General features: G+C 71.4%; 24 protein-coding genes. 10 read left to right on the top strand and 14 right to left on the bottom strand.

The genetic code is table 11. The features are described from left to right. Positions 1-2 precede the first annotated feature (2 nt). The 5 genes from yidC to MPTA5024_RS15685 all read left to right on the top strand — a co-directional run bounded on the left by yidC (position 3) and on the right by MPTA5024_RS15685 (position 4,477). Entirely contained in the window at positions 3-956 is a 954-nt protein-coding gene (gene yidC, locus MPTA5024_RS15705) for a membrane protein insertase YidC (RefSeq protein ID WP_036324759.1), read from the top strand. A gap of 18 nt (positions 957-974) precedes the next feature. Next, a complete protein-coding gene (locus MPTA5024_RS15700; RefSeq protein ID WP_036324758.1) occupies positions 975-1,469 on the top strand; it encodes a Jag family protein in 495 nt (164 codons plus the stop codon). A 151-nt stretch (positions 1,470-1,620) separates the two neighbouring features. Then, entirely contained in the window at positions 1,621-2,301 is a 681-nt protein-coding gene (gene rsmG / locus MPTA5024_RS15695) for a 16S rRNA (guanine(527)-N(7))-methyltransferase RsmG (protein WP_051458224.1), read from the top strand. Between the two features lie 305 nt (positions 2,302-2,606). After that, the gene (locus tag MPTA5024_RS15690) at positions 2,607-3,380 is read left to right on the top strand and encodes a ParA family protein (RefSeq protein WP_084369722.1); all 774 of its coding nucleotides are present in this window, start codon (positions 2,607-2,609) and stop codon (positions 3,378-3,380) included. A gap of 143 nt (positions 3,381-3,523) precedes the next feature. Then, positions 3,524-4,477 carry a ParB/RepB/Spo0J family partition protein gene (locus tag MPTA5024_RS15685; RefSeq protein WP_036324756.1) on the top strand — a complete coding sequence of 318 codons (954 nt, stop codon included), beginning with the start codon at positions 3,524-3,526 and terminating at the stop codon, positions 4,475-4,477. A gap of 77 nt (positions 4,478-4,554) precedes the next feature. Here the strand turns inward: MPTA5024_RS15685 and MPTA5024_RS15680 are convergent, their stop codons facing one another. Together MPTA5024_RS15680 and MPTA5024_RS15675 are read right to left on the bottom strand one after the other, a co-directional pair. Then, positions 4,555-5,508, bottom strand: a complete 954-nt coding sequence (locus MPTA5024_RS15680; RefSeq protein WP_036326343.1) for a D-alanine--D-alanine ligase family protein — start codon at positions 5,506-5,508, stop codon at positions 4,555-4,557. Positions 5,509-5,703: 195 nt separating this feature from the next. Continuing rightward, the gene (locus tag MPTA5024_RS15675; RefSeq protein ID WP_036324755.1) at positions 5,704-6,936 is read right to left on the bottom strand and encodes an aminotransferase-like domain-containing protein; all 1,233 of its coding nucleotides are present in this window, start codon (positions 6,934-6,936) and stop codon (positions 5,704-5,706) included. A gap of 375 nt (positions 6,937-7,311) precedes the next feature. Between MPTA5024_RS15675 and MPTA5024_RS15670 the strand changes: the two genes are divergently transcribed. Then, complete coding sequence (locus MPTA5024_RS15670) at positions 7,312-7,929, top strand: GCN5 family acetyltransferase (RefSeq protein ID WP_036324754.1); 618 nt, start codon at positions 7,312-7,314, stop codon at positions 7,927-7,929. Between the two features lie 211 nt (positions 7,930-8,140). Here the strand turns inward: MPTA5024_RS15670 and trxA are convergent, their stop codons facing one another. The 8 genes from trxA to MPTA5024_RS15630 all read right to left on the bottom strand — a co-directional run bounded on the left by trxA (position 8,141) and on the right by MPTA5024_RS15630 (position 17,549). Continuing rightward, positions 8,141-8,464 (bottom strand): thioredoxin, encoded by a 324-nt coding sequence (gene trxA / locus MPTA5024_RS15665; protein ID WP_036324753.1) that lies wholly within the window; start codon positions 8,462-8,464, stop codon positions 8,141-8,143. A gap of 64 nt (positions 8,465-8,528) precedes the next feature. Next, positions 8,529-9,458 carry a thioredoxin-disulfide reductase gene (trxB, locus tag MPTA5024_RS15660; RefSeq protein ID WP_036324752.1) on the bottom strand — a complete coding sequence of 310 codons (930 nt, stop codon included), beginning with the start codon at positions 9,456-9,458 and terminating at the stop codon, positions 8,529-8,531. A gap of 148 nt (positions 9,459-9,606) precedes the next feature. Continuing rightward, positions 9,607-10,545, bottom strand: coding sequence for an anti-sigma factor family protein (locus MPTA5024_RS15655; protein ID WP_036324751.1), 939 nt, complete (start codon positions 10,543-10,545; stop codon positions 9,607-9,609). Then, the gene (gene sigM / locus MPTA5024_RS15650; RefSeq protein ID WP_051458222.1) at positions 10,535-11,179 is read right to left on the bottom strand and encodes an RNA polymerase sigma factor SigM; all 645 of its coding nucleotides are present in this window, start codon (positions 11,177-11,179) and stop codon (positions 10,535-10,537) included. The genes MPTA5024_RS15655 and sigM overlap by 11 nt, the downstream gene beginning before the upstream one ends. 10 nt (positions 11,180-11,189) lie before the next feature. Further along, on the bottom strand, positions 11,190-12,671 hold the full coding sequence (locus tag MPTA5024_RS15645; protein WP_232326561.1) for a protein kinase family protein: 1,482 nt from the start codon (positions 12,669-12,671) through the stop codon (positions 11,190-11,192). 381 nt (positions 12,672-13,052) lie between these two features. Continuing rightward, complete coding sequence (gene murJ / locus MPTA5024_RS15640) at positions 13,053-14,651, bottom strand: murein biosynthesis integral membrane protein MurJ (protein WP_036324748.1); 1,599 nt, start codon at positions 14,649-14,651, stop codon at positions 13,053-13,055. A 74-nt stretch (positions 14,652-14,725) separates the two neighbouring features. Next, positions 14,726-16,966, bottom strand: a complete 2,241-nt coding sequence (locus MPTA5024_RS15635; protein WP_036324747.1) for a DUF6049 family protein — start codon at positions 16,964-16,966, stop codon at positions 14,726-14,728. Positions 16,967-17,012: 46 nt separating this feature from the next. Continuing rightward, positions 17,013-17,549: an aminoacyl-tRNA deacylase gene (locus MPTA5024_RS15630; protein WP_051458221.1), complete on the bottom strand. Its 537-nt coding sequence runs from the start codon at positions 17,547-17,549 to the stop codon at positions 17,013-17,015. Positions 17,550-17,681: 132 nt separating this feature from the next. Here MPTA5024_RS15630 and MPTA5024_RS15625 point away from each other — a divergent pair, with 132 nt between their 5' ends. Both MPTA5024_RS15625 and bioA read left to right on the top strand, forming a co-directional pair. After that, positions 17,682-19,118 carry a CCA tRNA nucleotidyltransferase gene (locus MPTA5024_RS15625; protein ID WP_036324746.1) on the top strand — a complete coding sequence of 479 codons (1,437 nt, stop codon included), beginning with the start codon at positions 17,682-17,684 and terminating at the stop codon, positions 19,116-19,118. 133 nt (positions 19,119-19,251) lie between these two features. Beyond that, the gene (gene bioA, locus MPTA5024_RS15620) at positions 19,252-20,586 is read left to right on the top strand and encodes an adenosylmethionine--8-amino-7-oxononanoate transaminase (protein ID WP_036326340.1); all 1,335 of its coding nucleotides are present in this window, start codon (positions 19,252-19,254) and stop codon (positions 20,584-20,586) included. An 80-nt stretch (positions 20,587-20,666) separates the two neighbouring features. Here the strand turns inward: bioA and MPTA5024_RS15615 are convergent, their stop codons facing one another. Further along, entirely contained in the window at positions 20,667-21,965 is a 1,299-nt protein-coding gene (locus MPTA5024_RS15615) for an MFS transporter (RefSeq protein ID WP_036324745.1), read from the bottom strand. A 111-nt stretch (positions 21,966-22,076) separates the two neighbouring features. Between MPTA5024_RS15615 and idi the strand changes: the two genes are divergently transcribed. Further along, positions 22,077-22,679 carry an isopentenyl-diphosphate Delta-isomerase gene (idi, locus tag MPTA5024_RS15610; protein ID WP_036324744.1) on the top strand — a complete coding sequence of 201 codons (603 nt, stop codon included), beginning with the start codon at positions 22,077-22,079 and terminating at the stop codon, positions 22,677-22,679. 134 nt (positions 22,680-22,813) lie between these two features. Here the strand turns inward: idi and MPTA5024_RS15605 are convergent, their stop codons facing one another. After that, positions 22,814-23,893 carry an inositol-3-phosphate synthase gene (locus MPTA5024_RS15605; protein WP_036324743.1) on the bottom strand — a complete coding sequence of 360 codons (1,080 nt, stop codon included), beginning with the start codon at positions 23,891-23,893 and terminating at the stop codon, positions 22,814-22,816. Positions 23,894-23,906: 13 nt separating this feature from the next. Then, positions 23,907-24,569: a PadR family transcriptional regulator gene (locus MPTA5024_RS15600; RefSeq protein WP_051458220.1), complete on the bottom strand. Its 663-nt coding sequence runs from the start codon at positions 24,567-24,569 to the stop codon at positions 23,907-23,909. A 126-nt stretch (positions 24,570-24,695) separates the two neighbouring features. Here MPTA5024_RS15600 and MPTA5024_RS15595 point away from each other — a divergent pair, with 126 nt between their 5' ends. Next, positions 24,696-25,079 carry a DUF5318 family protein gene (locus tag MPTA5024_RS15595; RefSeq protein ID WP_036324742.1) on the top strand — a complete coding sequence of 128 codons (384 nt, stop codon included), beginning with the start codon at positions 24,696-24,698 and terminating at the stop codon, positions 25,077-25,079. 148 nt (positions 25,080-25,227) lie between these two features. Here the strand turns inward: MPTA5024_RS15595 and MPTA5024_RS43515 are convergent. Further along, on the bottom strand, positions 25,228-25,467 hold a 240-nt coding region (locus tag MPTA5024_RS43515), incomplete at its 5' end, for a hypothetical protein (RefSeq protein ID WP_232326481.1).

The raw sequence follows: 25,467 nt of genomic DNA, 5'->3' as shown, positions 1-25,467 counted from the left end.
CGGTGGAGCTGCCATTCCTCAATTGGCTGTATACGGCAGTGGCCTGGGTCATCACCCAGATCCACTCGGGCTACAGCACCTTCATCCCCTCCAGCAGCGGGTTGAACTGGGCGCTGACGATCATCACGCTGACCGTGGCGATGCGGTTGCTGATCTTCCCGCTCTTCCTCAAGCAGATGCGCTCGTCGAGGAAGATGCAGGAGCTCGCGCCCAAGGTGCAGGAGCTGCGCAAGAAGTACAAGAACGACAAGCAGCGCATGAACCAGGAGGTCATGGCGCTGTACCAGTCGGCCGGGGCCAACCCGCTGGGCGGCTGCCTCCCGATCGTCGCGCAGTTCCCGATCTTCATCTCGATGTTCACCGTGCTGCGGGCCATCGCCGAGGACCGCGTGAGCTTCGGCATGACCAAGGAGCTCGTGGACAGCGCGCGGGCGGCGCACATCATCGGCGCCCCGCTGCCGGCGAAGTTCTTCGACAGCGCCGAGGTCATCACGAAGCTCGGCGCCGACCCGACGATGACGAAGATCGTCCTCGCCTGCTTCGTCGCGATCAGCTCCTGCACGACGTTCCTCACCGTCCGGCAGAGCGTCAAGCGCTCGGTGATGCAGATGCCGGACAACCCCATGGCGCAGCAGCAGAAGATCCTGATGTACATCTCGCCGCTGTTCGCCGTCTTCAGCCTGAACTTCCAGCTCGGTCTGATCCTCTACTGGGTCACCACCAACCTGTGGACGCTCGGCCAGCAGCACTGGTTCTACAGCCGCCACCCGATGCCCGTGATCGACGAGAAGGGCAACGTGACGACGCCCGAGCCGACGAACGGGATCTTCACCAAGCTGGTGGGCAAGCCCAAGGTCGCGACGCCGGAGGCGCCGGCCGAGCCCGCTCCCAAGATCGTCCGTCAGCAGCCGGCGCGGCAGCCGCGCAGCAAGCGCACCGGCAGCAAGAAGTCGTAGGAGAAGGAGAGTCCGGACGTGACCGAAGCTGAGGAGACCCTCAAGCCTGCTCCCGACGTCGACGCCCTCGAACAGGAGGGTGAAATCGCTGCCGACTACCTCGAGGGTCTGCTCGACATCGCCGACCTGGACGGCGACATCGACATGGACGTCGAGGGCGACCGCGCGGTGGTGTCGGTCGTCGGGATCAAGGGCGACGACCTCGTGGGTCCCGGCGGGGAGGTGCTCGAGGCGCTCCAGGAGCTGACCCGCCTGGCCGTGCACCGCCAGACGGGGGAGCGGTCGCGTCTCATGCTCGACGTCGGCGGTTACCGCGAACGCCGCCGCACGGAGCTGACCAAGCTCGGCACCGACATCGCGGCCGACGTCAAGCGCAGCGGGGAGCCCAAGTCCCTGCAGCCCATGACGCCGTTCGAGCGGAAGATCGTGCACGACGCCGTCGCGGCGGCGGGGCTGCGCAGCGAGTCGGAGGGCGAGGAGCCCCGCCGCTTCGTCGTGGTCCTTCCCGCGTAGATCCTTATCGCAGCTGTCCGCCGGAAGCCGCCGGTCCCCTTGTCGGGCCGGCGGCTTTCGCCGTCCTGAGCGGCCTTCCGGGGCGGCTTGCCGCCTCCGGCGCGGGCGGGACGGCTACCCTTGGCCCTGAGCGTTCCTGGATGAGTGAGTGATGACGGAGAGCAACGACCTGCCCGAGGCGCCCCCGGTGGCGCTGGAGGTCTTCACCGGCGAGGCGCTGGAACGGGCGCGGGCGTTCGCCGACCTCCTCGCGGGGCCCGGGGTGGTGCGCGGCCTGCTCGGACCCCGAGAGGTCCCGCGAATCTGGGACCGGCACCTGCTGAACTGCGCGGTGGTGGCCGAGGCCGTCCCGCGGGAGGCGAGCGTCGTCGACATCGGATCAGGTGCCGGCCTGCCCGGGCTGGTCCTGGCGATCGTCCGGCCGGACATCACGGTCACGCTCCTCGAACCGCTGCTGCGCCGTACGGTCTTCCTCACCGAGTGCGTCGACGCGCTCAAGCTCGACAACGTGGAGGTGCTGCGGGGGAGAGCGGAGGAGCTCGCCCGCAGGCGCGTGTTCGACGTCGCCACCGCCCGGGCCGTGGCGCCACTCGACCGCCTGGTGACCTGGGCGCTGCCGCTGCTGCGGGACGGCGGGGAGCTTCTCGCGATGAAGGGCGAGCGCGCGGCGGAGGAGATCGAGTCCGCCTGGGCGCAGCTGAAGGCCTCCGGAGCGCAGGACGTCGAGGTGCTCGAGGTCGGGCGCGATAAGGTCGAGCCGCCCGCCACCCTCGTCCGCGTGGTCGCCGGACGGCCTCCGGAGGCGGGCGCGCGGCGGCGACGGAAGAGGTGAGCGTCGTGGCGGGTACCGCAGCGGGCCTGGGTTGGCCCGAGACTCCCGTCGCCCTACCCTGGGAGATCGCGACAGCAGGCCGGCCCTCGGGGGTTGGCTGGCCTCGTCCCCCTGCTTCGCCGGTCGAAAGGACGACGACCGTGTCCCAGACCCCCCTTAACCCTGGCGATTCGCCGCTGGTACGAGAGGCTCTGAGTTCTGTGGTTTCACGTGAAACAGCCGCGCCCCCGCAGGCGGCTGCGCCTTCCGTGGGGTACTCGACGCGTGACGAGGGGGAGTGGCCCCGGCCGCCCCGGTGCCGCGTGATGACCGTGGCCAACCAGAAGGGCGGGGTGGGCAAGACCACCACGGCCGTCAATCTTGCCGCCGCCCTGTCGATGCACGGGCAGCGCGTCCTCGTGGTCGACCTCGATCCCCAGGGGAACGCCTCGACGGCGCTGGCGACGGAGCACCGATCGGGGATGCCGTCGGTGTACCAGGTGCTTGTGGACGACTTAGCGCTGTCGTCCATCGTGAAGCCGGTCCCCGAGATGCCCAACCTCTACTGCGCCCCCGCCACCCTCGATCTGGCCGGCGCGGAGATCGAGCTCGTCCCCATGGTGGGCCGGGAGGCCCGGCTCAAGCGGGCGCTCGCGTCGTTCGAGGCGGGGACCTTCGACTACATTTTGATCGACTGCCCGCCGTCCCTCGGGCTGCTCACCGTCAACGCCATGGCGGCCGCGCAGGAGGTCCTGATCCCCATCCAGTGCGAGTACTACGCACTGGAGGGCCTCACCCAGCTCCTGCAGAACGTCGAGCTCGTCCGGGCCCACCTCAACCAGCAACTGTCGGTCTCCACGATCCTGCTGACGATGTACGACGGCCGCACCCGGCTCGCCTCCCAGGTGGCCGAGGAGGTGCGGTCCCACTTCGGCGACACCGTCCTCGACGCCGTCATCCCCCGCAGCGTCCGGGTCTCCGAGGCGCCCAGCTACGGCCAGTCCGTCATGACGTACGACCCGGGGTCGAGCGGTGCGATGGCCTACATGGAGGCCGCCCGGGAGATCGCCTACCGGGCGGCGGCGCTCGCCGGAGCGTAGAAACCGGGATCCGGGAGCGGGAAGCGGCGCGGATGCTCATCGGCGCGTCCGCGCGGCGGTACCCTCTCCTGGTGTGTGCGTGACGGTGCCCAGCGGCCTCGGGTCGCTGGGCACCGCCTTCTGTGCGGTGTGAAGGAGCAGCGGTGAGCAAGCAGCCTCGGGGACTGGGCAAGGGTCTTGGCGCTCTGATCCCCACAGGACCGATCGTCGATCCCTCGTTGGCCGCTCCCGCGCCGTCCCCGGCCGAGGCGGGGTTGCGCCCGGTCGAGGGGGCCTACTTCCAGGAGATCGACGTCGAGGCCATCTCCCCCAACCCGCGCCAGCCGCGTGAGGTCTTCGACGACGACCGCCTCGAGGAGCTGGCTGCCTCCATCAAGGAGGTCGGCCTCCTCCAGCCGGTCGTGGTGCGGGCCATCGGAGACGGGCGCTACGAGCTCATCATGGGGGAGCGGCGCTGGCGCGCCTCGAGGATCGCGGGGATGGACCACGTCCCGGCCATCGTGCGCAGCACCCAGGACGACGAGATGCTCCGCGAGGCGCTCATCGAGAACCTTCAGCGGGAGCAGCTCAACTCGCTGGAGGAGGCGGCGGCCTACCGCCAGCTGCTCGACGACTTCGGGGCCACCCACGAGGTGCTGGCCCAGAAGGTGGGGCGCTCCCGCTCGCACATCACCAACACCCTGCGCCTGCTGAACCTCCCGCCCAACGTCCAGCTCCGGGTGGCGGCCGGGCTCATCAGCGCCGGGCACGCCCGCGCGCTGCTGACGCTGGACGACGCGACCGCCATGGAGCGCCTCGCCAACCGCATCGTGGCCGAGGGGCTCTCGGTGCGGACGGTCGAGGAGATCGTGGCGCTGGGGGAGGCGACGGCCGGGCCGGCGCCGCGCAAGCCGCGGGCGAAGAAGCCGACGGCCCCGGCGCTCCGCCATCTGGCCGACCGGCTCTCGGATCATTTCGAGACGCGCGTGAAGGTGGACCTCGGCAGCCGGAAGGGCAGGATCGTCGTCGAGTTCTCCACGATCGACGACCTGGAGCGCATCATCGGCACGATGGCCCCCGAGGCGGCCAACGCCATGCGGGGGCTCGACGGGGAGTAGTAGGCCCCGATGTTTCACGTGAAACGGAGCCGCCGGAGCGGACCGGTTTCACGTGAAACATTAAACGGCCCGTTGTGTCAGCGGCCGCGGCGGACGGCGGCCTCCAGGAGCCCCTTGCACAGGGTGCCGAGATCCCGGCCCGCCGCTTCGGCCGCCATGGGCAGCAGCGAGGTCTCGGTCATGCCGGGGGCCACGTTCACTTCGAGGAAGTACGGGCGGCCCGTGGCGTCCACGATGAGGTCGGTACGCGAGATGTCCCGCAGGCCGAGGGCCGTATGGGCGGCGACCGCCATCGCGGCGCAGGCCTCGGTGGCCTCCCCCGACAGGCGGGCCGGTGCGAAGAACTCGGTGTGCCCCGCCGTGTAGCGAGCCGCGTAGTCGTAGACGCCGCCGTCGGGCACGATCTCCACGGGCGGCAGCGCCATGGGCCCGTCTCCGAGGTCGACGACCGAAACCGCCACCTCCACGCCGCGGATGTACTTCTCGATGAGCGCCGTGTCGCCGTAGGCGAAGCAGCCGACCATGGCGGCGGGCAGCTCTTCGGCCGTGCGGACGATCGAGGCGCCGAGCGCCGAGCCGCCGCGCGACGGCTTGACGAACAGCGGCAGCCCGAGGCGTTCGACGATGCGTCCGAGGACGGCGGTGGCGCCGAGGTCGTGGAAGGTCTCCTTCGGCAGGGCCACCGAGTCAGGGGTGTTGAGCCCCCAGGAGCGGACGACCGCCTTCGCGGTCGGCTTGTCGAAGGCGACCCGGCAGGCGTCGGGCGTCGCGCCGACGTAGGGCACGCCGAGCAGTTCGAGCACCGAGCGGATCGCACCGTCCTCGCCGGCGCCGCCGTGCAGCGTCACGAACGCCACGTCCGGTGGGTCGGACAGCACGGCGGGGACGAGCGTGGCGTCGGTGTCGCGGGTCTCGACGTCGACGCCGGCCGCGCGCAGCACCTCGGCCACGCGGCGGCCGGAGCGGATGGAGACCTCGCGCTCGTAGGAGAGCCCGCCCGCGAGGACGAGCACGTGCCCGATGTCGCTCATGACCATGCCCCGCCCCGCGGCTCGGCGGGCCGTCCCGCTCGCCGGGTCATGCGTCCGCCTCCCCGCGGGCGCGTCCCACTGCATGAGGACGCGCGGGGGGCGATCCGTGGGTTCTCGTTCGCTCGCTCACGACGAGGGCCTTTCTCGCGCGGGGGTCCAGTACGGCCGGCCTGAACAGGCTAGCCGTACCGGGCCTCAGGCGAGGTCGGGGCCGGGGGTGTCGACGCCGGCGTGCCCGGGGACGGACCCGGTGCCGAATGTGTCGCGCAGCTGAAGCTCCTGCTCGATCACCCCGGCCAGCCGGCGCACCCCCTCCCGGATCCGGTCGGGCTCGGGGTAGCAGTACGACAGCCGCATGTGCCGGGCGCCGCCGCCGTCCGAGTAGAAGCCCGTGCCGGGCACGAACGCCACCCGCTCCGCGACGGCGCGGGGGAGGATCGCCTTGGAGTTGAGCCCCTCGGGAAGCGTCATCCAGACGAAGAAGCCGCCGCCGGGCCTGGTCCACGTGCACCCGTCCGGCATGAGCACCTCGAGGGCGCCGAGGAGGGCGTCGCGGCGCTCGCGGTAGAGCTCGCGGAAGGCCTTGATCTGCTCGCGCCACGGCTGGGTGGTGAGGTACTGCCCGACGGCGAGCTGCGTGAAGGTCGAGTGGGACAGCACGGCCGACTCCATCGCCAGCACGAGCTTGTCGCGCACGGCGTGCGGGGCGAGGGCCCATCCGACGCGGAAGCCGGGGGCCAGCGTCTTGGAGAACGACCCCAGGTAGACCACGCCCTCCGCGTCGTCGGCGCGCAGCGCCCGCAGCGGCTCGCCGTCGAACCCGAGAAGCCCGTACGGGTTGTCCTCGACCACGAGGATGCCGGCCCGCTGGCAGATCTCCAGCACCTGACGGCGGCGCACCTCGTTGAGCGTGACACCGGCCGGGTTCTGGAAGGTCGGGATCGTGTAGAGGAACTTGATCCGGCTGCCCGCCGTCTGCAGCGCGTAGATCGTCTGCGCCAGCGACTCGGGGATCAGCCCTTGGTCGTCCATGGCGACGTGCACGACCTTGGCCTGGTACGCGCTGAACGTGCCGAGCGCGCCCACATAGGACGGCCCCTCGGCGAGCACCACGTCGCCCGGGTCGATGAAGATGCGGGTGATGAGGTCGAGGGCCTGCTGTGAGCCCACCGTGACGACGACGTCGTCCGCGCCGGCCTCGATGCCCTCCATCCGCATGACCTCGCAGATCTGCTCGCGCAGCGCGGGGTCGCCCTGGCCCGAGCCGTACTGCAGGGCCACGGAGCCGCGGGTGGCGACCAGATCGGCGACGAGCTCGCCGACGAGGTCGAGGGGCAGAGCCGTCACGTACGGCATGCCGCCGGCGAGCGAGACCACCTCGGGCCTCGACGCGACGGCGAAAAGAGCTCGGATCTCGGAGGCGACCATCCCCGTAGCTCGCGCGGCGTAACGGTCGACGTAGGCGTCAATGCGCGACCCGTGGGCCGCGTTCGTCCGACCGTGATCGAGCTCCTTGGTCACGGTCCACCTCCGATCACGTAGCCGAGAAATCCAGAGTACGGTAGCGCGGCACGCCGATCACAACAGGGTATTGACCATCAAGGGCTCCTCTTCTTGCCATCGTGTCCCACAGATCACGGTGCGCCGGACCCTACTGTGCGCTTTCGGAACCCCCTTTGAACGTGGCGGCGGCGACCGCTGTGGCGCCCCGTGCGGACGCGATCGCTGAGTTACGATGCGACCTGGAGACGCCGTATTCGCGCGCTTTTCTGGCAGGACTCCTGACGGGGATTGGGGCATCACGTGTCGCGTCGGCTGGTCAACGTCACGCTCGACAACCTCGACGACCTGCCGCGCCGGTGCAGGCGTTGCGTCTTCTGGGAGCTCGACCCGGTCGGCGCCGAGCGCGCGGTGGAGTCCGGCGACCCCGGCCTGGAGAAGGAGGCGTGGACCTCCGCGACGCTGCTGGAGTGGGGGAGCTGCGGGAAGATCGCGTACGTGGACGGCGTCGCCGCCGGTTTCGTGCTGTACGCCCCGCCGCTCTACGTCCCCCGGTCGGTCGCGTTCCCGACCTCGCCGGTGAGCTCGGACGCCGTGCTGCTGATGACGGCGCACATCCTGCCGGAGTTCTCCGGGGGAGGCCTCGGGCGGATGCTCGTGCAGGGCGTGGCCAAGGACCTGACGCGCCGGGGCGTACGGGCGATCGAGGCGTTCGGCGACCTGAAGTGGGAGCAGCCGGGCTGCCTGCTGCCGGCGGAGTACCTGTTGTCGGTGGGCTTCAAGACCGTCCGCCCTCATCTGCGCTTCCCCCGCCTGCGGCTGGAGTTGAAGACCGCCGTCTCGTGGCGTGAGGACGTCGAGGTGGCCTTGGAGCGCCTGCTGGGCTCGATGTCCCCCGAGCGGGCGCTGCGGCCCGTCTGAGACGATCTCAGCCCCGCCGGCGGTGATCGAGGAGCGGTCCCCCGTGCGCCGCGATAACGCTGATTCCCCGGGGAAAAGCGCAAACTCCCCGGAGAAGCCGCAGACGGAACTCCGGGGAAACGGAAAGGCCCCCGCGCCGGAGCGCGGGGGCCTTCCCTGTGGGTGGGTGCCGCCGGGAAAGGCGGTGGTACGGCTCGCGCCGCAGGGGGCCTCAGATGATGCCCTCGAGTTCGCGCAGCAGCATCGCCTTCGGCTTGGCGCCGATGATCTGCTTGACGACCTCTCCACCCTTGTAGACGTTCATCGTCGGGATCTGGAGTACGCCGTAGTCCCGCGGAGTGGCGGGATTCTCGTCGATGTTCAGCTTGACGATGGTCAGCTTGTCGGCATTCTCGGCGGCGATCTCCTCGAGAATGGGGGAGACCTGGCGGCACGGACCGCACCACTCCGCCCAGAAGTCCACCAGGACCGGCTTGTCGCTCTTGAGGACCTCGGCCTCGAAGCTGCCGTCCGTCACGCTCTTGATCGCGCCCACGGTAACTCTCCCCTTGATCGGTGTGCTGAATGGGAACCGCGGGGACGGGCCCCGCATTCCCGCGTCAGGCGTGGTGGCTCAGCCAGCGCTCGGCGTCCAGCGAGGCCGCGCAGCCGGTGCCCGCGGCGGTGATGGCCTGCCGGTAGATGTGGTCGACCACGTCGCCGGCGGCGAACACGCCGTCGATGTTGGTCCGCGTCGTGGGCGCCTGGGTCAGGATGTACCCCTGGTCGTCGAGGTCCACCTGGCCCTTGAACAGCTCGGTGCGCGGCTCGTGCCCGATCGCGATGAACAGGCCGCCCACCGGCATCTCGCTCTCCTCGCCGGTCTTGAGGTTGCGCAGCCGCACTCCGGTGATGCGGTCCTCGCCCAGGACGTCGACGACCTCGCTGTCCCAGACGAAGCGGATCTTCTCGTTCGCGAACGCCCGGTCCTGCATGATCTTGCTGGCGCGCAGCTGGTCCCGCCGGTGCACCACGGTCACCGTACGGCCGAACCGCGACAGGAAGATCGCCTCCTCCATCGCGGTGTCCCCGCCGCCGACCACCAGGATGTCCTGCTCCCGGAAGAAGAAGCCGTCACACGTGGCACACCACGACACGCCGCGGCCCGACAGACGCTTCTCGTTCTCCAGGCCCAGCTCGCGGTACCCCGACCCGGTGGCCAGAATGACGGCCTTCGCGTAGTAGGTGTCGGTGTGGGTCTTCACGACCTTCGGGTCGGCCGTCAGGTCCACCTCGACGACGTCGTCGGCGACCAGCTCGGCGCCGAACCGCTCGGCCTGCTTGCGGAAGTTGTCCATCAGGTCCGGCCCCATGATGCCGTCGGGGAAGCCGGGGAAGTTCTCCACATCGGTGGTGTTCATCAGCGCGCCGCCGGCGGTGACCGACCCCTCGAACAGCAGCGGCTTGAGGTCGGCGCGCGCGGAGTAGACGGCCGCCGTGTAGCCGGCCGGGCCCGACCCGATGATGATCACGTTACGGACGTCGCTCAACGGACTCGCCTTCCGATCCTGAGGTGTGCAGTCGCGTCAACAGATCCTAGGCCCCGGGGATTCCCGGGAGGGGGCCCGGACACGGCGAAGCCCCCCGGAGGTCGCGGGGGGCTTCGTCAGGTTCGATGGTACGGCTCCCGCCGACCGGTCACTTCCAGGTCGCCAGGCCGTCCGGGCGCAGGGGGTGGCACTCGGAGTCGACCACGACCACGCGCACCGCGTTGATCTTCTGGTCCTCCCAGAACGCCATGACCGTGGCCTCGTTGCCGTTGTACAGCGCCTTGTCCACGCCGATGGGCGTGCGGTCGAGCTGGTTGGAGAACCTCTTCACGCAGGTGTCGAGGTCCTCGTCGTCGTTCGTCCCGGAGCCGGGCGCGACGCCGAAGTAGCCCAGCAGGGGTCCGCGCAGCTCCCGGCTGGTGTAGTTGTGGCCGCTGGCGAAGATCGAGTAGGAGGCCGCCTGTGGCGTGCCGGCCGGGCTCTCGCTCGTGTCGCCCGTTCCCAGGGCGTACTGGCCGGTCGGTGTCCCGTCGGCCAATAAGTTGGTAACCAGCCCGGCGCCCCCGAGGATGACCGCCGTGGCGGCCGCCGCCGCTGCGGGCACCGCCCACAGCCGCCGCCGGGAGGACCGGCCCCTGCGGGCCGGCGCGCCGTTCCCGGCGTCCTGTCCCGCCGCGACGACCGTACGCCGCGCGAGGGGGTCGACCACCTGCCGCTCGCGCCGCTGCGCGGGCACGACCGCCGGCTCCTCCGCCGCGGCGGGGGTCGCGTCCGCGTGGACGTCCTGGAGCGCGTCCGCCCAGGCCGGCGCGGAGGCGGTCTCCCAGGGCGCGTCGCGCATGACGCGGTCCCAGTCCGGGGCCTCCGCGGCCAGCGCGCGGTCGATGCGCTTGGCGACCCCGAGGGGCATCGCCGGCACCGGGACCGCCGCGAGGACCTCGCGGACCGCGGCCAGATCGGCGAGGGTCTCGCCGCAGGCGTCGCAGATCGCCAGATGCTCGCGGACCCGCAGGGCCGTGGTGTCGTCGAGGAGGCCCTCCGCCAGTTCGGCGAGAGTCTCCACGTCGTAGTGCGTGTCACCCGTCACGAAGTTCTGCTCCCTTCGCGGATGAGACGCGAGTGAGGTCTGATCGGTTCCGCAGATGCGAAAGAATCGGGGCAAGTTTGGCGCGGCCCCGCGCGCAGCGGCTTTTGACGGTCCCGGCGGGGACGCCGAGCACCGCGGCCGCGTCCTCCACGCCGTACCCCATCATGTCGACGAGGACCAGGGCGGCGCGCTGGTCCGGGGGCAGCAGCTTGAGCGCCGCGGTGACCTCCAGCGAGACCTCGCGCTCCCCGGCCTGGTCGGCCGGCGGCGCCTCCCGCTCGGCCGCCTCGATGAGCTCGTCGTCGGCCACGGGCCGCACGGACTTGCGGCGCATCCGGTCGAGGCAGGCGTTGACGACGATGCGGTGCAGCCACGTCGTGACCGCGGCCTCGCCGCGGAAGCTCTGGGCCTTGCGGTAGGCGGACACGAACGCGTCCTGGACGGCGTCGGCGGCCTCGTCCGGGTCGCCGAGCGTGCGCAGGGCCACGGCCCACATGCGGTCGCGGTGCCTCTTGACGATCTCACTGAAGGCGTGCGGGTCCCCCTCGATGTGCCGCGTCAGCAGCTCGGCATCGGACACCGCGGGCCGCGCCGAGTGCCCCGCCGCCGGGGAGTTGTCTGGTGGGGAGGTCACGAGGTCCCTGCTATGCCGATCCGGGGGAGTGCACCGTTACGTCGTAGATGGTGCCACGATACTGACCCTTGTAGGGGGCAAGACGGGTGAACCAGATCAAAACGTACTGGCCCGTCACGGACTTGGACGGCGTCAGCGTGGTGGACCCGGAGGCGTTCTGGGCGTCGGCGACGGTCTTGAGTGAGGACAGCTCCTGCGAGTCGCCCACCTTGAGCTGAACCGTCGCGCCGGGGGTGTCGCCGAGCGCGACGACCACGTTGGCGATGGGGACCGGCTTGCCCATGTCGAGGATGAGGCCGACGCCGTCCTTGAGCCGGCCGAGGTCGGCGCTGTTGTAGCTGTCGGTGTGCCACTCGGTGGACGGCTTGCCGTCGACGGCGAGCGCGGCGTACTCCGGGTTCTCCGCGTGGTCGTCGCCCAGCGGGTCGAAGCCGTTCGCGCCGACCGGCTTGACCGTCACCGGCTTGTGCGACGCGGACGGCGTCGGGGAGGTGCCGCTCGCGGTGACCCGGGGGGTGTTGCCGAGGTTCTTGCCCACGGTCCACGCGCCGACGCCGACGGCCGCCATCACGAGCAGCACGATGATCGTGAGCAGGACCTTGCTCGCCGCGCCGGTCTGCGGCCGGGGGCCGCCGTTCGGCATGGCGGGCGACGGCACGATGTGCGGGGCCATCGTGTCGGGCGCCTCGGACCGCAGGTTGAGCGCGGGCGGGATCGACGCGGCCGGCGCGGGGGCGGGCCGCGGCACCTCGGACAGGGCCTCGGCCACCTCGGCCGGGGTGGTCAGGGGCGGCTGGCCGCGCCGCTGCTCCTGGAGGAGCGCCCGGCAGGCGATGGCGTCGAGGTAGCCGGGCACGCCGGCGGTGACCTGGCGGGGTGTGCAGATCTTGCCGTCGTCGAGCGGCGCGGGGGGCAGGCCGCAGTCGGAGTCGCCGGGCCAGTGGCCGGTGAGGGCGGCGTACAGCAGGCGCCCCAGGCCTTCGGCGTCCTCCTTGGTGGCGTCCTCGCTGGTCAGGCCCAGGATCGCGGCGTCCACGGCGAGCCCGAGGAGCTTCACGGTGCCGCCGGTCGTCCAGACCAGGCGGCTGGGGGTCAGGTGGAGGTGGGTCAGCCCGGCGGCGTGGGCGTGGGCGAGCGCCTCGGCGGCCTCGGCCACCAGCGCCGCGCCCCGCTCGGGCTCGACCGGGCCGTTCTCCAGCAGGTCGCGCAGCGACTCGCCGCTGACCCACTCGCTCACGACGTACGCCGTGCCGTCCTCGTCGGCCGCGTCGAAGACCTGGGTGAGCCGGGGGTCGGTGAGGCGGCTGGCGAGCCGCGCGGCCGTCACCACCTCCTTGACCCGGGAGAACTCCGGGTCGAAGGTGTGGACCGCGACCGGCCTGGCCAGAATCTCGTCGATGGCCTTCCAGAGCGTGGCGCCGGCCGACTCGTTGACCCGGTCCTCCAGGCGGAACCGGTCCGCCAGCCGGGTGCCGGGCTCGACCGTGGACATGCTCACGAAGCCGCCTCGATCCGCGGCCTGTCGGCATGCCTCAGCCGATGCCGGGTGGTTCCGCCCACGCCTTCCCGCTTCCGCTCGCCGGTCCCAACTCCAGGTCGTGTCTCAGATCGTCCGCTGCGATCGCCGTCCGGCGTCCGCCGCGCCGCCCCGTCCGGGGCCCTCGCGCGCGCCGTGCGCCGCCGTCATTCCTCCTTCGTCGCGCGTCGCGGTCCGCGACGCCGTCAAGTGGGCCGATGCTCGCCTCGGCAAGATCTGGACATTCCCTAGGCGCACCATGCTAGTGCCGTGCCGCTTGTGCCCGCCTTCCCGTTCGAAGACGTCCGAATCGGACTTTCGGGTTACCTTCGACTTGCCAGTCCCTCGTGAGGACTCTTACCGTCCTACCCGGCTTGCGACGAGTCCAATGATGGAGCTCACCTCGGGCACCCGCATCCGGTGGGCGGCCAGCATGTAGAGCAGCATCCCGGCACCGCCGCCCGCGGCCAGGACCACGGCGGAGCTCACCGCCGTGATGTCGGTGACCTCCCTGGCCAGCCAGAGGACGGCGAGCGCCGCGGCCGCTCCGGGGATGGCCGCGAGGTACATCCGCGTCACCCCGGCCATGACCTCCCGGCCGCCCAGGCCGCCGATCTTCCGGCTCGCCAGCACCCAGGCCACCCCGCTGCCCACCACGTACGTGACCATGAAGGCGAACGCCAGCCCGATGACGATGTACCGCGAGGGCAGAGTGAAGTACGCCACCAGGCTCAGCGTGGCGTTGATGACCACGTTCAGTCCTGCGACGGCGGCGGGGGTGCGGGTGTCGCCGAAGCTGTAGAAGACCCGCAGCAGCAGCTGGAAGATCGAGAACGGCACCAGGGCGAGGCCGAAGACCTGCAGCACGTTGCCGATGTAGAGGGCGCTGCCCGCGGTCATGTTGCCCCACGAGAAGATCAGCGTGGTGACCGCGGGCCCGAGGACCAGCAGCAGCAGCCCCGCCGGCACGATCACCGAGGAGACGAGCCGCACCCCCGAGGCGAACTCGGACCGCGCCGCGTCGTACTCCCGGTCGGCGACGTAGCGGCTCATCCGCGGCAGCATCGCCGTGATCACCGACACCGCGATGATCCCGTACGGCAGCTGGAAGAGCTGGAACGCGTACGCGTAGGCGCTGTTGCCCGCTCCCGGGGCCCGCTCGCCGGCGCCGGTCGCGAGCTTGGTGGTGACCCAGAACCCGAGCTGGGTGACGCCTACGTAGACGAACGTCCAGACGGCCGTCCTGGCCGCCTCGCCGAGGCCGGTGCCGCGCAGCCCGAAGCGCGGCCGGAACCGGAACCCGGCCCGGTGCAGCGCGATGACCAGCACGATCGACTGGACCACGATGCCGGCCGTGGTCCCGATGCCGAGCAGGGCGAGGTCGCCGTCGGTCACCTTGTCCACATCGGACGCCCCCACGACCAGGTAGACGCCCGCGACGCCGATCACCACGAGGTTGTTCAGGACGGGCGCCCACATGGGGGCGGCGAACCGGTCCCGCGTGTTGAGGATGGCCCCCGCCATAGCCCCGACGCCGAAGAACGCGATCTGCGGCAGGATGAACCGGGCCAGCGTCGTCGCCACGTCGATCTTGTGGTCCGTCCAGTTGGACGCGGTGTACAGCTCCATGATCGGCCGGGCGAGCAGCACCCCGAGCGCCGCGATCGCGGCCAGCACGATGATCGCCAGCGTCATCAGCCGCTGCTCGAAGGCCTGCCCGCCGTCAGGGTCGCGCTTCTGCGCCTTGATCACCATCGGCACGATGACGCTGCTGAGGACGCCGCCGATCAGCAGGTCGAAGAGGATGTACGGGATCTGGTAGGCGGCGTTGTAGGCGTCGCCGAGCGCCAGCGTGCCGATCGCCGCGGCCACGGCCGCCGTGCGGACGAAGCCGGTGAGCCGCGAGACCATGGTTCCGGCCGCCATGATCGCGCTGGCCCGGAGCATCCTGCTCATCGTGTTCCTTCAGCTCGCGGCGACCGGGCTCGGGGCGAGCACCGCCGGACGCCTCCTCGGGGGTGGGACCCAACCTATGCCTGAGTCGACCCCTCCTGCTCGACCGGCGTGCGGCCGGCGTCCGGCGGGACAGGCGGGGAGAAGGGGAACGACTTCCTCGACCGGCGGCGCAGGATGCGCATCACCACGGCGGCGAGCATGATCGCCAGGGCCGCGCCCACGATGACCAGGGCGATCCCCGTGTACCCCGTCGCGCGGACCACCACGTGCACCGGGTCGCCGTACGGCTTGTCGTCCGAGGTGAGCAGCTGGATGTCGATGCGCGCCTCGCCGCCCCGCGCGGGCACGACCACGGGCACGTTGACGAGCTGGCTGCGGGCCCTGAGCACCCGGATCGCGTCGCCGGTCTCGAAGACGCCGTCCGGCGCGTCGATCGACAGGCGCGACCGGTTCTCCGAGGTGACCCTGACCTTGATGAGGACGTCCTTGTCCAGGTTGTTGGCGATGCTCACCGGCACCTGGCCGTTGGCGCCCGCGATGGCCCGCGGCGAGTCGATCACCGAGACGCCGGCGATGCGGCCGTCGACGGCGGCCTCCACCCGCTTCGCGAAGGCCGTGGCCCGCTTGCCGTCCCCGCGCCAGGCGGACGAGCTCAGCCGCAGGATCGCCTCGTGGAACAGCTCGGTGCGCTCCGCGGTGACGGTCGACGCCGCCTCGGCCTCCTGGTCGAGCCTCCGCACCGCCGCGAGGTAGGAGCGGCTCAGCTCGGCCTGGTGGTCGCGCTCGGTGTAGGCGAGGTCGCCCCGCGGGGTCGGGTGCCGGCTCGGCTTCACCGACCCGAGCGTGGTCATCCGCAGCCAGGGCGCGGCGGACACCGCCTCCAGCAGCGACGTCACGAAGTCGGGGTCGGGGTTCCACAGGTGGCCGGTCGGCGCCGCGATCACCGTTCTGGCGGGGACCGGGACGGACCCGTCGCCCGTCTGCCCGGTCTGCCCGGCCGGCTCGAAGGCGATCATCGCGGTCTCGGCCACGAACCGCTGCCGGGCCAGCATGGCGGCGCCGGGGACGGAGGTGTCGCCGCTCAGGATGCGGCCGAGCCCGGGGTCGGCGAGCAGCGCCGTGACCGGGGAGTCGGCGACCGTCTCGAGGCGCGCGGCGGCGTCGGGCGTGGCGGACGGCGTCGTCCCACCGGGCACGACCTGGCCTCCCGCGCCCTGACCGCCGGGCGCGGGGGCGCGCGGCGGGAGCGCGTCCTGCGACAGAAGCAGGGAGGTCACCCCGGCCATCGCCAGCTCGTCGGCCGCGTCTCTGTCGACGATCCCGCCGGTCGGCCACACGGTCGATCCCTGGACGTCCTCGCCCAGCAGGTCGGTGGCCAGGGACGAGCCGCGCTGGATGGCGGCCACGGCCGGCTCCTCCAGCCCGTTGTGCACGAGCGCCGTCAGGTCGGGGTCGGCGTACGGCAGGGCCGCCACGGGCTTGCCGGTCAGCGCCGTCCGCAGCCCGGCGAGCCACTGCCCGGCGGTCGCGTCGGCCGTCTTGCGGCTGTCGTCGTCGCCGGTCCTGACCGTGTACGGCCCGGAGGCCGTCTGCCGGACGTCCTGGAGCACCCCGGGGTCGACGAACCACGTCACGCTCTTGCCGGCCTCCTGCGCCACCTTGAGCAGCGCGGCGAGGCGGCCCGAGGAGACGGAGGCCCGCAGGTCGTCGTCCATGAACGTGGCGTCGTCGGCCCGGTGCGGCCGGTCGGCGATCGGCAGCGCGACCGCCAGCTTGACCTTGGGGACGTCCTGCCCGTCGGGCACGTACGGCAGGAAGGTGCGCTCGATGGAGATCCGCTGGCCGGTGGCCGCGTCGACGACCTCCACGGCGATCGGGTAGACGCCGAGCCGGGACATGCCCAGCTCCCCCGGCGTGATCGTGAACTCGAACCGCAGTCTCCCGGACTGGTCGAGCTGGGTGGCCTGGACCTTGGTGTTGTACCGCGGGGTGAAGTAGCCCTGACCGCTGAGGAAGACGTCCATGTCCGAACGGAGACGCAGCGGCTGCCCCGAGTAGTCGACGCGCACGCGGACCGCGGAGTTGGGGGTGCCGGTGACCGTGCCCCCGATCGTGATGGGGGCGGCGGGGTCGCGGACCACCTCGGGGGCGACCTGCTCGACGAGGAGGGGATCGGCGGGGGGCGCCTGCCTGCCAGGAAGGGCGCGCAGGGCGCTTTCGCTGCGGCTGGAGGAGCCCGCGACAGCCGTACCGGCCATGCCCGTGGGGACGAGCAGGACGGTGAGCAGGGTCAGCAGGGCGGCCTTACGGATCATGTGCCGGCCGGCGGTGAGGTACGGCGCACGCCCAGAATGCTATGGCCTACGCCGTCCGCATTGGACTCGCCAGACTCGCCAGACCCCTGCGATGCGGCGTCGTCAGGTCCACCGGCTTGGCCGTGAGCAGGTCGAACAGGTGCAGGGCACGCACCCGCAGGGCGGTCCTGCGCTCGCCCGTCGCCGTGTGGACGATGTCGTCGGGGCCGAGCCGCTCGGTCAGGCGCTGATCCAGGAGGACGGTCAGCGTGTCGGGCAGGAGCAGCGGGCAGACCAGGCCGTGCGCGTAGTCGGTGACGGAGTTGACCACGAAGGCCGAGGCCGGCCGCACCCGGTGGGCCCGCAGGAGCGCGCCGATCGCGCCCATCCTGGGCGGGGTGTCCACCGTGCTCACCACGGCCACCGGCTCCCGCCCTCCCCGCACGGACACCTCGAACAACGACACGCACACGCACGTCTCCGGCTCCACCCCGAGGACGTCCGGCATCTCGTCGGAGCACGTCAAGGGGCGCGGAAGACGTACGATCTCATGGTGGATCTGGTGGGCGAGGAGCCAGCGGTGAATGGCGAGAGCGTCTTTCATCTCGTGTGCTCCTTGCGTCGTCCAGCGCCCCCGAACCGACCGTGGCCTGGTGATCGCTAGGTGTCGTCTCCCCAGGTGACACCGGTGCCATCGGGGGAGAAACTGTTCCGTGACCGAAGGACCTACCCAGCCTTGTCCGTTTCAAATCTGAGCGACGCCCAGCAGCGGGCGGTCGACGAGCTGTTCCGCCGGATCGCCCCGGTGGCCGACGAGCTCGGCGACCTCTTCGCGTCCCGCGGCCACCAGCTCGCCCTGGTGGGCGGCTCGGTGCGCGACGTCTTCCTCGGCCGCGTCGGAAACGATCTCGACCTCACCACGGACGCCCGTCCCGAGCGCGTCCTGGAGATCGTCAAGGACTGGGCGGACGCCGTATGGACCATCGGCATCGACTTCGGCACGGTCGGCGTGCGCAAGGGCGGCCGGCTGCTGGAGATCACGACGTACCGCAACGAGTCGTACGATCCGGCCTCGCGCAAGCCTGAGGTGGTGTACGGCGACACGCTCGAGGGCGACCTGGCCCGCCGCGACTTCGCCGTCAACGCGATGGCCGTGCGCCTGCCCGACCACGAGTTCGTCGACCCGTACGGCGGGCTGGCCGACCTCGGCGCCAAGGTCCTGCGGACCCCGGAGAGCCCCGAGCGGTCGTTCGACGACGACCCGCTGCGCATGCTCCGGGCGGCCCGGTTCGCCTCGCAGCTCGGGTTCACGGTCGACCCCGGGGCGGTCGAGGCGATGACGGCCATGGCCGGCCGGATCGAGATCGTCTCGGCCGAGCGGATCCGCGACGAGCTCGACAAGCTGATCCTCGGCGCGTTTCCGCGCACCGGGCTGACGATGCTGGTCGACACCGGGCTGGCCGGCCACGTCCTGCCCGAGCTGCCCAAGCTCCGGCTGGAGATCGACGAGCACCACCGGCACAAGGACGTGTACGAGCACACGCTGATCGTGCTGGAGCAGGCGATCGACCTGGAGACGGCCGGTCCCGACCGCGTGTTGCGGTGGGCCGCGCTGCTCCACGACATCGGCAAGCCGAAGACCCGCCGCAACGAGCCCGGCGGCCGGGTGTCCTTCCACCACCACGAGGTGGTCGGGGCGCAGCTGGCCAAGAAGAGGCTGACCGAGCTGCGGTTCCCCAAGGACGTCGTGGCCGACGTGGCCCGGCTCGTCGAGCTGCACCTGCGCTTCCACGGCTACGGCTCGGGCGAGTGGACCGACAGCGCCGTCCGCAGGTACGTCCGCGACGCCGGCCATCTCCTGGAGCGGCTGCACAAGCTCACGCGGGCCGACTGCACCACGCGCAACCGGCGCAAGGCCGCGGCGCTCGGCCGGACCTACGACCAGCTGGAGGAGCGGATCTCCCGGCTGGCCGAGGAGGAGGAGCTGGCCAAGATGCGGCCCGAGCTCGACGGCAACGAGATCCAGGAGATCCTCGGCATCCCGCCGGGTCCCATGGTCGGCCGGGCCTACAAGCACATGCTCGACCTGCGCATGGACGAGGGCCTGATCGGCAAGGAGGCGGCCCGCGAGGCGCTGCTCGTCTGGGCCCGCGACAACGACGTCCTCACCTGACGCCGACGTTTGCTGGAGACCGTCCGGCCGGGACGCCGCTGGTTGTCCACAGGGACGTCGGGACGCCGGGCGTTGCCCACAGGGCGGCGAGGCCGGGCGGGCGAGCGGTGGGCGCTTCGGTAGGTTGGGCGCCGTGGACGCTGAGGAGATCCTGCGGCTGGACCGCGAGCACGTGTGGCATCCGTACACCGCCGTCCCGTCCGGCGTCCCGGTCCACGCGGTCGCCCGCGCCGAGGGCGTACGGCTGACGCTCGCCGACGGCCGGGTGCTGGTGGACGGCATGTCCTCCTGGTGGGCGGCGATCCACGGCTACAACCACCCCAGGCTCAACCGGGCCGTCCACGAGCAGGTGGACGCGATGGCCCACGTGATGTTCGGCGGCCTCACCCACGAGCCCGCCGTACGGCTCGCGGCCCGCCTGGCGGAGCTGACCGGGCTCCCGCGGGTGTTCCTCGCCGACTCGGGCTCGGTGGCGGTCGAGGTCGCGATCAAGATGGCGATCCAGCACGCGGCCGCGACCGGAGGGGAGGGCCGCTCGCGCCTGCTCACGGTCCGCGGCGGCTACCACGGCGACACGTTCGGGGCGATGTCCGTCTGCGATCCCGTGAGCGGCATGCACCACCTGTTCTCCGGGGTGCTCCCCGCGCACGTCTTCGCGCCCCTCCCGCCCGGCGGGTACGGCCACCGCCCGGGCGCCGCCGAGGGCGACACAGAGGGTGCTGGGCACGGCGATGTGGAGGGCCCGGGGGCCGGCGGGCCCGACCCGGGCTACCTCGACGAGCTGTCCCGCCTGGTGGCCGCCCACGCCCACGAGCTGGCCGCGATCATCGTGGAGCCGGTCGTCCAGGGCGCCGGGGGCATGCGCTTCTACCACCCCGCCTACCTCCGCCGGCTGCGCGAGCTCGCCGACGAGCACGGCGTCCTGCTGATCGCCGACGAGATCGCCACGGGCTTCGGCCGTACGGGGGAGCTGTTCGGCTGCGACCACGCCGGGATCCGGCCCGACATCATGTGCGTCGGAAAGGCGCTGACGGGTGGATACGTGACGCTGGCCGCCACCCTGTGCACCGAGCGGGTGGCCGACGCCATCGGCGTGCTGATGCACGGGCCGACCTACATGGGCAACCCGCTCGCCGCCGCCGTCGCGAACGCCTCGCTCGACCTGCTGGCCGAACGGCCCTGGCGTGAGGAGGTCAAGCGGATCGAGGCCGGGCTGCTCGACGGCCTGGCGCCTGCCGTGGGGCTGCCGGGGGTCCGCGACGTCCGTGTACTCGGCGCCATCGGGGTGATCGAGACCGTCGATCCCGTCGACGTCGCCAGCGTGCAGGACGTGGTGATGGCCCACGGGGTCTGGCTGCGGCCCTTCGGGCGGCTCCTCTACACCATGCCGCCCTACGCCGCCGGCCCGGAGGACGTCGCCCTGATCACCCGGGCCATGACCGCGGCCACGGCGTCGCTGCGGCCCTGACCTCCGGCCGGTCGCCGCGGGCCGTTCGCCGTCGTCGCCCACGGGCCGGCGGCGGCCGCCCGGTGCCACACGCTCGGCGGCTATTCGGCGGCGACGGCGGGGGTGCGCGGGGCGGGGGTGGGGACCACGAGGCGGTAGGCGAGCGCGCCCAGCAGGTAGCCGGCCGCGATCACGGCGAGCGCCAGGTAGGACTTGCCGTTCGGCGGGAGCAGGGCCGCGGCCAGAACGGCGCCGAGGACGGTCATCCCGTTGAACAGCATGTCGTAGAGGGAGAACACCCGCCCGAGGTAGGCGTCGTCCACGTCGCGCTGCACCACGGTGTCGGTGCAGATCTTCACGCTCTGCCCGGCCGCGCCCAGCACGAAGCCCGCGGCCATGAACCCCCACTCCTGGAAGGTCGCGCAGAGCAGGAACTCCAGGATCCCGCAGGTGGCGAGCATGGCCGGGATCCAGGTCTCGATCCGGAACCTCTCGGTCGCCCACGGCGTGATGAGCGCGGCGACGAAGTAGCCGGCGCCGGACGTCGCGAGCACCAGGGCGATGCCGCGCAACGCGACCTCGGGGTCGCTGGTGAAGTAGTAGCGGTACAGCATGACCACGGCCGCCACGGACATGCCGTACAGCAGCCGGTGGACGGCCATCCCGCCGAGCGCGGCGGCCGCCCCGCGGCGGTGGACGACGTGCCGGCCGCCGTCGACGAGCCCGCTGATCACATGGCGGACGGCCTCCCGGGCCTGCGGACGGCCGGGGTCGTAGGCCGGCCCCAGCAGCGCCCGCTCCATGGTCCGCGCGATGAGCGCGCTCAGCCCGAACATGACCCCCGAGAAGACCAGCAGCATCGCCGTGCCGCCGGAGCCCGAGCCGAAGGCCAGGCGGAGCAGGAAGCCCGCGCCCGCGCCGACGAACGTCGCCACCGTGCCGGAGGTCGGCGTCACCGCGTTGGCCATCATGAGCCGGTCGGACGGCACGACGTGGGGGAGCGAGGCCCCCAGCGCGGACAGGAAGAACCGGTTGACCGCGAGCACGCCCAGTGCGGCGGCGTAGAACACGCCCGTGGGCGCGTCGGCCGCGACGAGGCCGGCGGCCAGCAACAGCAAAACGCCCCTGACCATCGGGGCGATCACGAGGATCTGGCGCCGCGACCACCGGTCGATGAAGACCCCCACGAAGGGGCCCAGCACGCTGTACGGCAGGAGGAGCACGGCGAGGCCCGCCGCGATCTGGGTCGCGTTCGCCTGCCGTTCGGGGCTGAAGAACGCGTAACCGCCGACGGCGAACTGGAATATTCCGTCAGAGAACTGCGACAGGAGGCGGGTGCCGAACAGACGCCGGAAGTTCCGGCCTTCGAGGACCACGCGCAGATCGGAGACGAAGGACACGGCGACAGCCTACGCGGGTAGATCAGGAGGCGGCATCCGGATCAACCCTGACGAATCCCCGAGCATGCGGCGAACGCGGTGCGGCGGCGACTCATCTCGTACTCTCGGAGAGTGACCTTCCAGGAACATGTCGTGCTGGTCGACGGCGAGGGAAACTCGATCGGCACCGCTCCCAAGTCCACGGTCCACGGCCCCGACACCCCTCTCCATTTGGCCTTCTCGAGCTACGTCTTCGACGAGCAGGGCCGGGTGCTGCTGTCGCAGCGGGCCGCCGCCAAGCTCACCTGGCCCAGCGAGTGGACAAACAGCTGCTGCGGGCACCCGCTGCCCGGCGAGCCGCTCCCCACGGCCGTCGCCCGGCGCCTGTCGTACGAGCTGGGGCTTCGGGTCGACTCGGTCGACCTGATCCTGCCCCGCTTCTCCTACCGGGCCGTGATGGACACCGGAACGGTCGAGCACGAGCTGTGCCCGGTCTACCGGGCCGTCGTGCGCGGGGAGGCGGCGCCCAACGCCGCCGAGGTCGACGCGGTGCGCTGGATGCCCTGGGACCGCTTCGCCAAGCAGGTGATGAGCGGCGAGCTGGCCATCTCACCTTGGGCCAGGGAGCAGGTGCCCCTGCTCGTCGCGCTCGGGCCCGACCCGCTGGCCTGGCCGGCGGCCGACCCCGCGGCCCTGCCTCCGGCGGCGCGCCTGGAGCCGGTCGACCGCCGCTGACTCCCCGTCCGGACCCGCCGAGGCGCCCCGGCATGACGGACGCCCGGCCCAGCTGAGTTCCGTCAGAACGCGACGACGCCCCGGCGCCCCTCGAAGGGGGCCGGGGCGTCGGGCCGAGATCGGCGGGAGCGGCGTCAGCGCTCGACCTGGCCGCGGATGAACTTCTCCACGGCCTCGCGGGCGGTGTCGTCGGAGTACTGCTCCGGCGGGCTCTTCATGAAGTACGACGAGGGCGACAGCAGCGGGCCCCCGATGCCCCGGTCGAGGGCGATCTTGGCCGCGCGGACGGCGTCGATGATGATGCCGGCGGAGTTGGGCGAGTCCCAGACCTCCAGCTTGTACTCCAGGTTGAGCGGCGTGTCGCCGAAGGACCTGCCCTCCAGCCGGACGTACGCCCACTTGCGGTCGTCGAGCCACGGCACGTGGTCGGACGGGCCGATGTGCACGTCGGCCTTGGCCATCTCGTGCGGGATCTGCGACGTGACCGACTGGGTCTTGGAGATCTTCTTGGACTGGAGGCGGGTGCGCTCCAGCATGTTCATGAAGTCCATGTTGCCGCCGAAGTTGAGCTGGTACGTGCGCAGCAGCTCGACCCCGCGGTCCTCGAAGAGCTTGGCCAGCACCCGGTGCGTGATGGTCGCGCCGACCTGGGACTTGATGTCGTCGCCGACGATCGGCACGCCGGCCTCGGTGAACTTGGCGGCCCACTCGGGGTCCGAGGCGATGAACACCGGAAGGGCGTTGACGAAGGCGACCTTGGCGTCGATCGCGCACTGCGCGTAGAAGCGGTCGGCCTCCTCAGAACCCACCGGCAGGTACGACACCAGCACGTCGACCTGGGCGTCCTTGAGCACCTGGACGACGTCCACCGGCTGCTCGTCGGACTCCTCGATGATCTCCCGGTAGTAGGCGCCGAGGCCGTCGAAGGTGGGGCCGCGCTGCACGGTAACGCCGAGCGGCGGCACGTCACAGATCTTGATGGTGTTGTTCTCGGACGCCACGATGGCCTCCGAGAGGTCGCGGCCGACCTTCTTGGCGTCCACGTCGAACGCCGCGACGAACTCGACGTCGCCGACGTGGTAGTCACCGAACCGCACGTGCATCAGGCCCGGCACCCGGCTGTCCGGGTCCGCGTCCTTGTAGTAGTGGACGCCCTGCACCAAAGACGCGGCGCAGTTGCCCACCCCGACGATGGCTACGCGCACCGAACCCATAGCACTCGCTCCTTTACTTATCCGCCTCGGGCGTCTGCGCCCTCTGAGGTTCTTCCTGAACGGCCCGCTCGGGTGTGTCCCGTCCGGTTTGCGCGGGATCGGCGGCCCGGACCGCCTCGGCGGGAGCCGCGCCGCTCCGCCTCTCCGAGTCGATCAGCTCGTTGAGCCAGCGGACCTCACGCTCGACGGACTCCAGGCCGTGGCGTTGGAGCTCGAGGGTGTAGCTGTCCAGCCGCTCCCTGGTGCGGGCGAGGGCCGTGCGGACGCGCTCGAGACGCTCCTCGAGGCGGCTGCGGCGGCCCTCCAGGATGCGCAGGCGCACCTCCGCCTCCGTGTGGCGGAAGAAGGCGAAGCGGACGCCGAAGCTCTCGTCCTCCCAGGAGGAGGGACCGGCCTGGCTGAGCAGCTCCTGCAGCCGCTCCTTGCCCTCCGCGGTGAGCTTGTAGACGATCTTCGATCGTCGGCCGAGAACCGTCTCCTCCGGAGGCTCCTCCTCGACGATGAAGCCGTCGTTGAGCAGGCCCCGCAGGCACGGGTAGAGGGAGCCGTAGGAGAAGGCGCGGAACATGCCGAGCAGGGTGTTGAGCCGTTTGCGCAGCTCGTACCCGTGAAGCGGCGTTTCGTTCAGCGATCCCAGAACGGCGAGCTCCAGCACGCCTCCACGAGAGCCCGTCACTGGAACCACCCCCTGTGCCCGGCCGATGTATCGACTCGATACATCCGCAGGATACGTCGCGGCGCTACATCACGCAACGTGTCATTGGTTGGGCAAGATTTGGCAAAGGGTCGTAATCTGGCCCACATGTGGTCACAGCGGTCGGTCGTGGACTACGGCCTCGCGAGGCGGGCGGCTATCCAGTCGATCCGCGCCGGCCGCATGAGGGCACGGGACGTCTGCGACGCGCAGCCCTATCTGCTGCGGGCGGCCCGGTTCCTCGGCGAGCCGACGACTCGCATGTGCCCCATCTGCGAGCACCGGAACGTGACCAACGTCACATACGTGTACGGGGACGAGCTGGGACGTGTGGCCGGGCAGGTCAAAGGCACCGCGGACCTCCTGAAGATGGCCCGTGAATACGGTGAATTCAGGGTCTACGTGGTAGAGGTCTGCCAAGGTTGTTCCTGGAACCACCTGGCGGTCTCGTTCGTCCTCGGAACAGCCGACCCCCCGGGCTCCTCACTGTAGGGCGGCTACCTCCAGGAGGCCCCACCCGCCGGCCCGCCGGCCGGACGCCGACGATTTCCCCCGAAACACCTGACGAGGACGCGTGACTTACAGCAGCTACGGACCGGAGCCGACCGGCCGTCCCGAGGATCCCTCGGGTTCCGGTGGATCAGCCCGCCCTGGGCGGCGTCGTCGCACGCCCCGGGAATCGGACGACGACCTGACCGGAGGGCAGCAGCCCCCGCCCGGATGGGGCCACGCCCCCGCCCAGCACCCCCGCCCGCCGCAGCAGGGACCCGCACGGCAGCCGGCGCCCGACCCGCGCCGCCGCGAGGCCGCGTTCGAGGACACGGCGGCCATGAACGCCGTGCCGCCGGCCCCGCAGGGTCCCGAGCGCAGGCCGGAGCCG

The sequence above is a fragment of the Microbispora sp. ATCC PTA-5024 genome (genome assembly GCF_000511135.2).
In the GTDB taxonomy this organism is placed as follows: domain Bacteria; phylum Actinomycetota; class Actinomycetes; order Streptosporangiales; family Streptosporangiaceae; genus Microbispora; species Microbispora corallina.
This window is presented reverse-complemented; position numbering and strand designations above follow the sequence as displayed.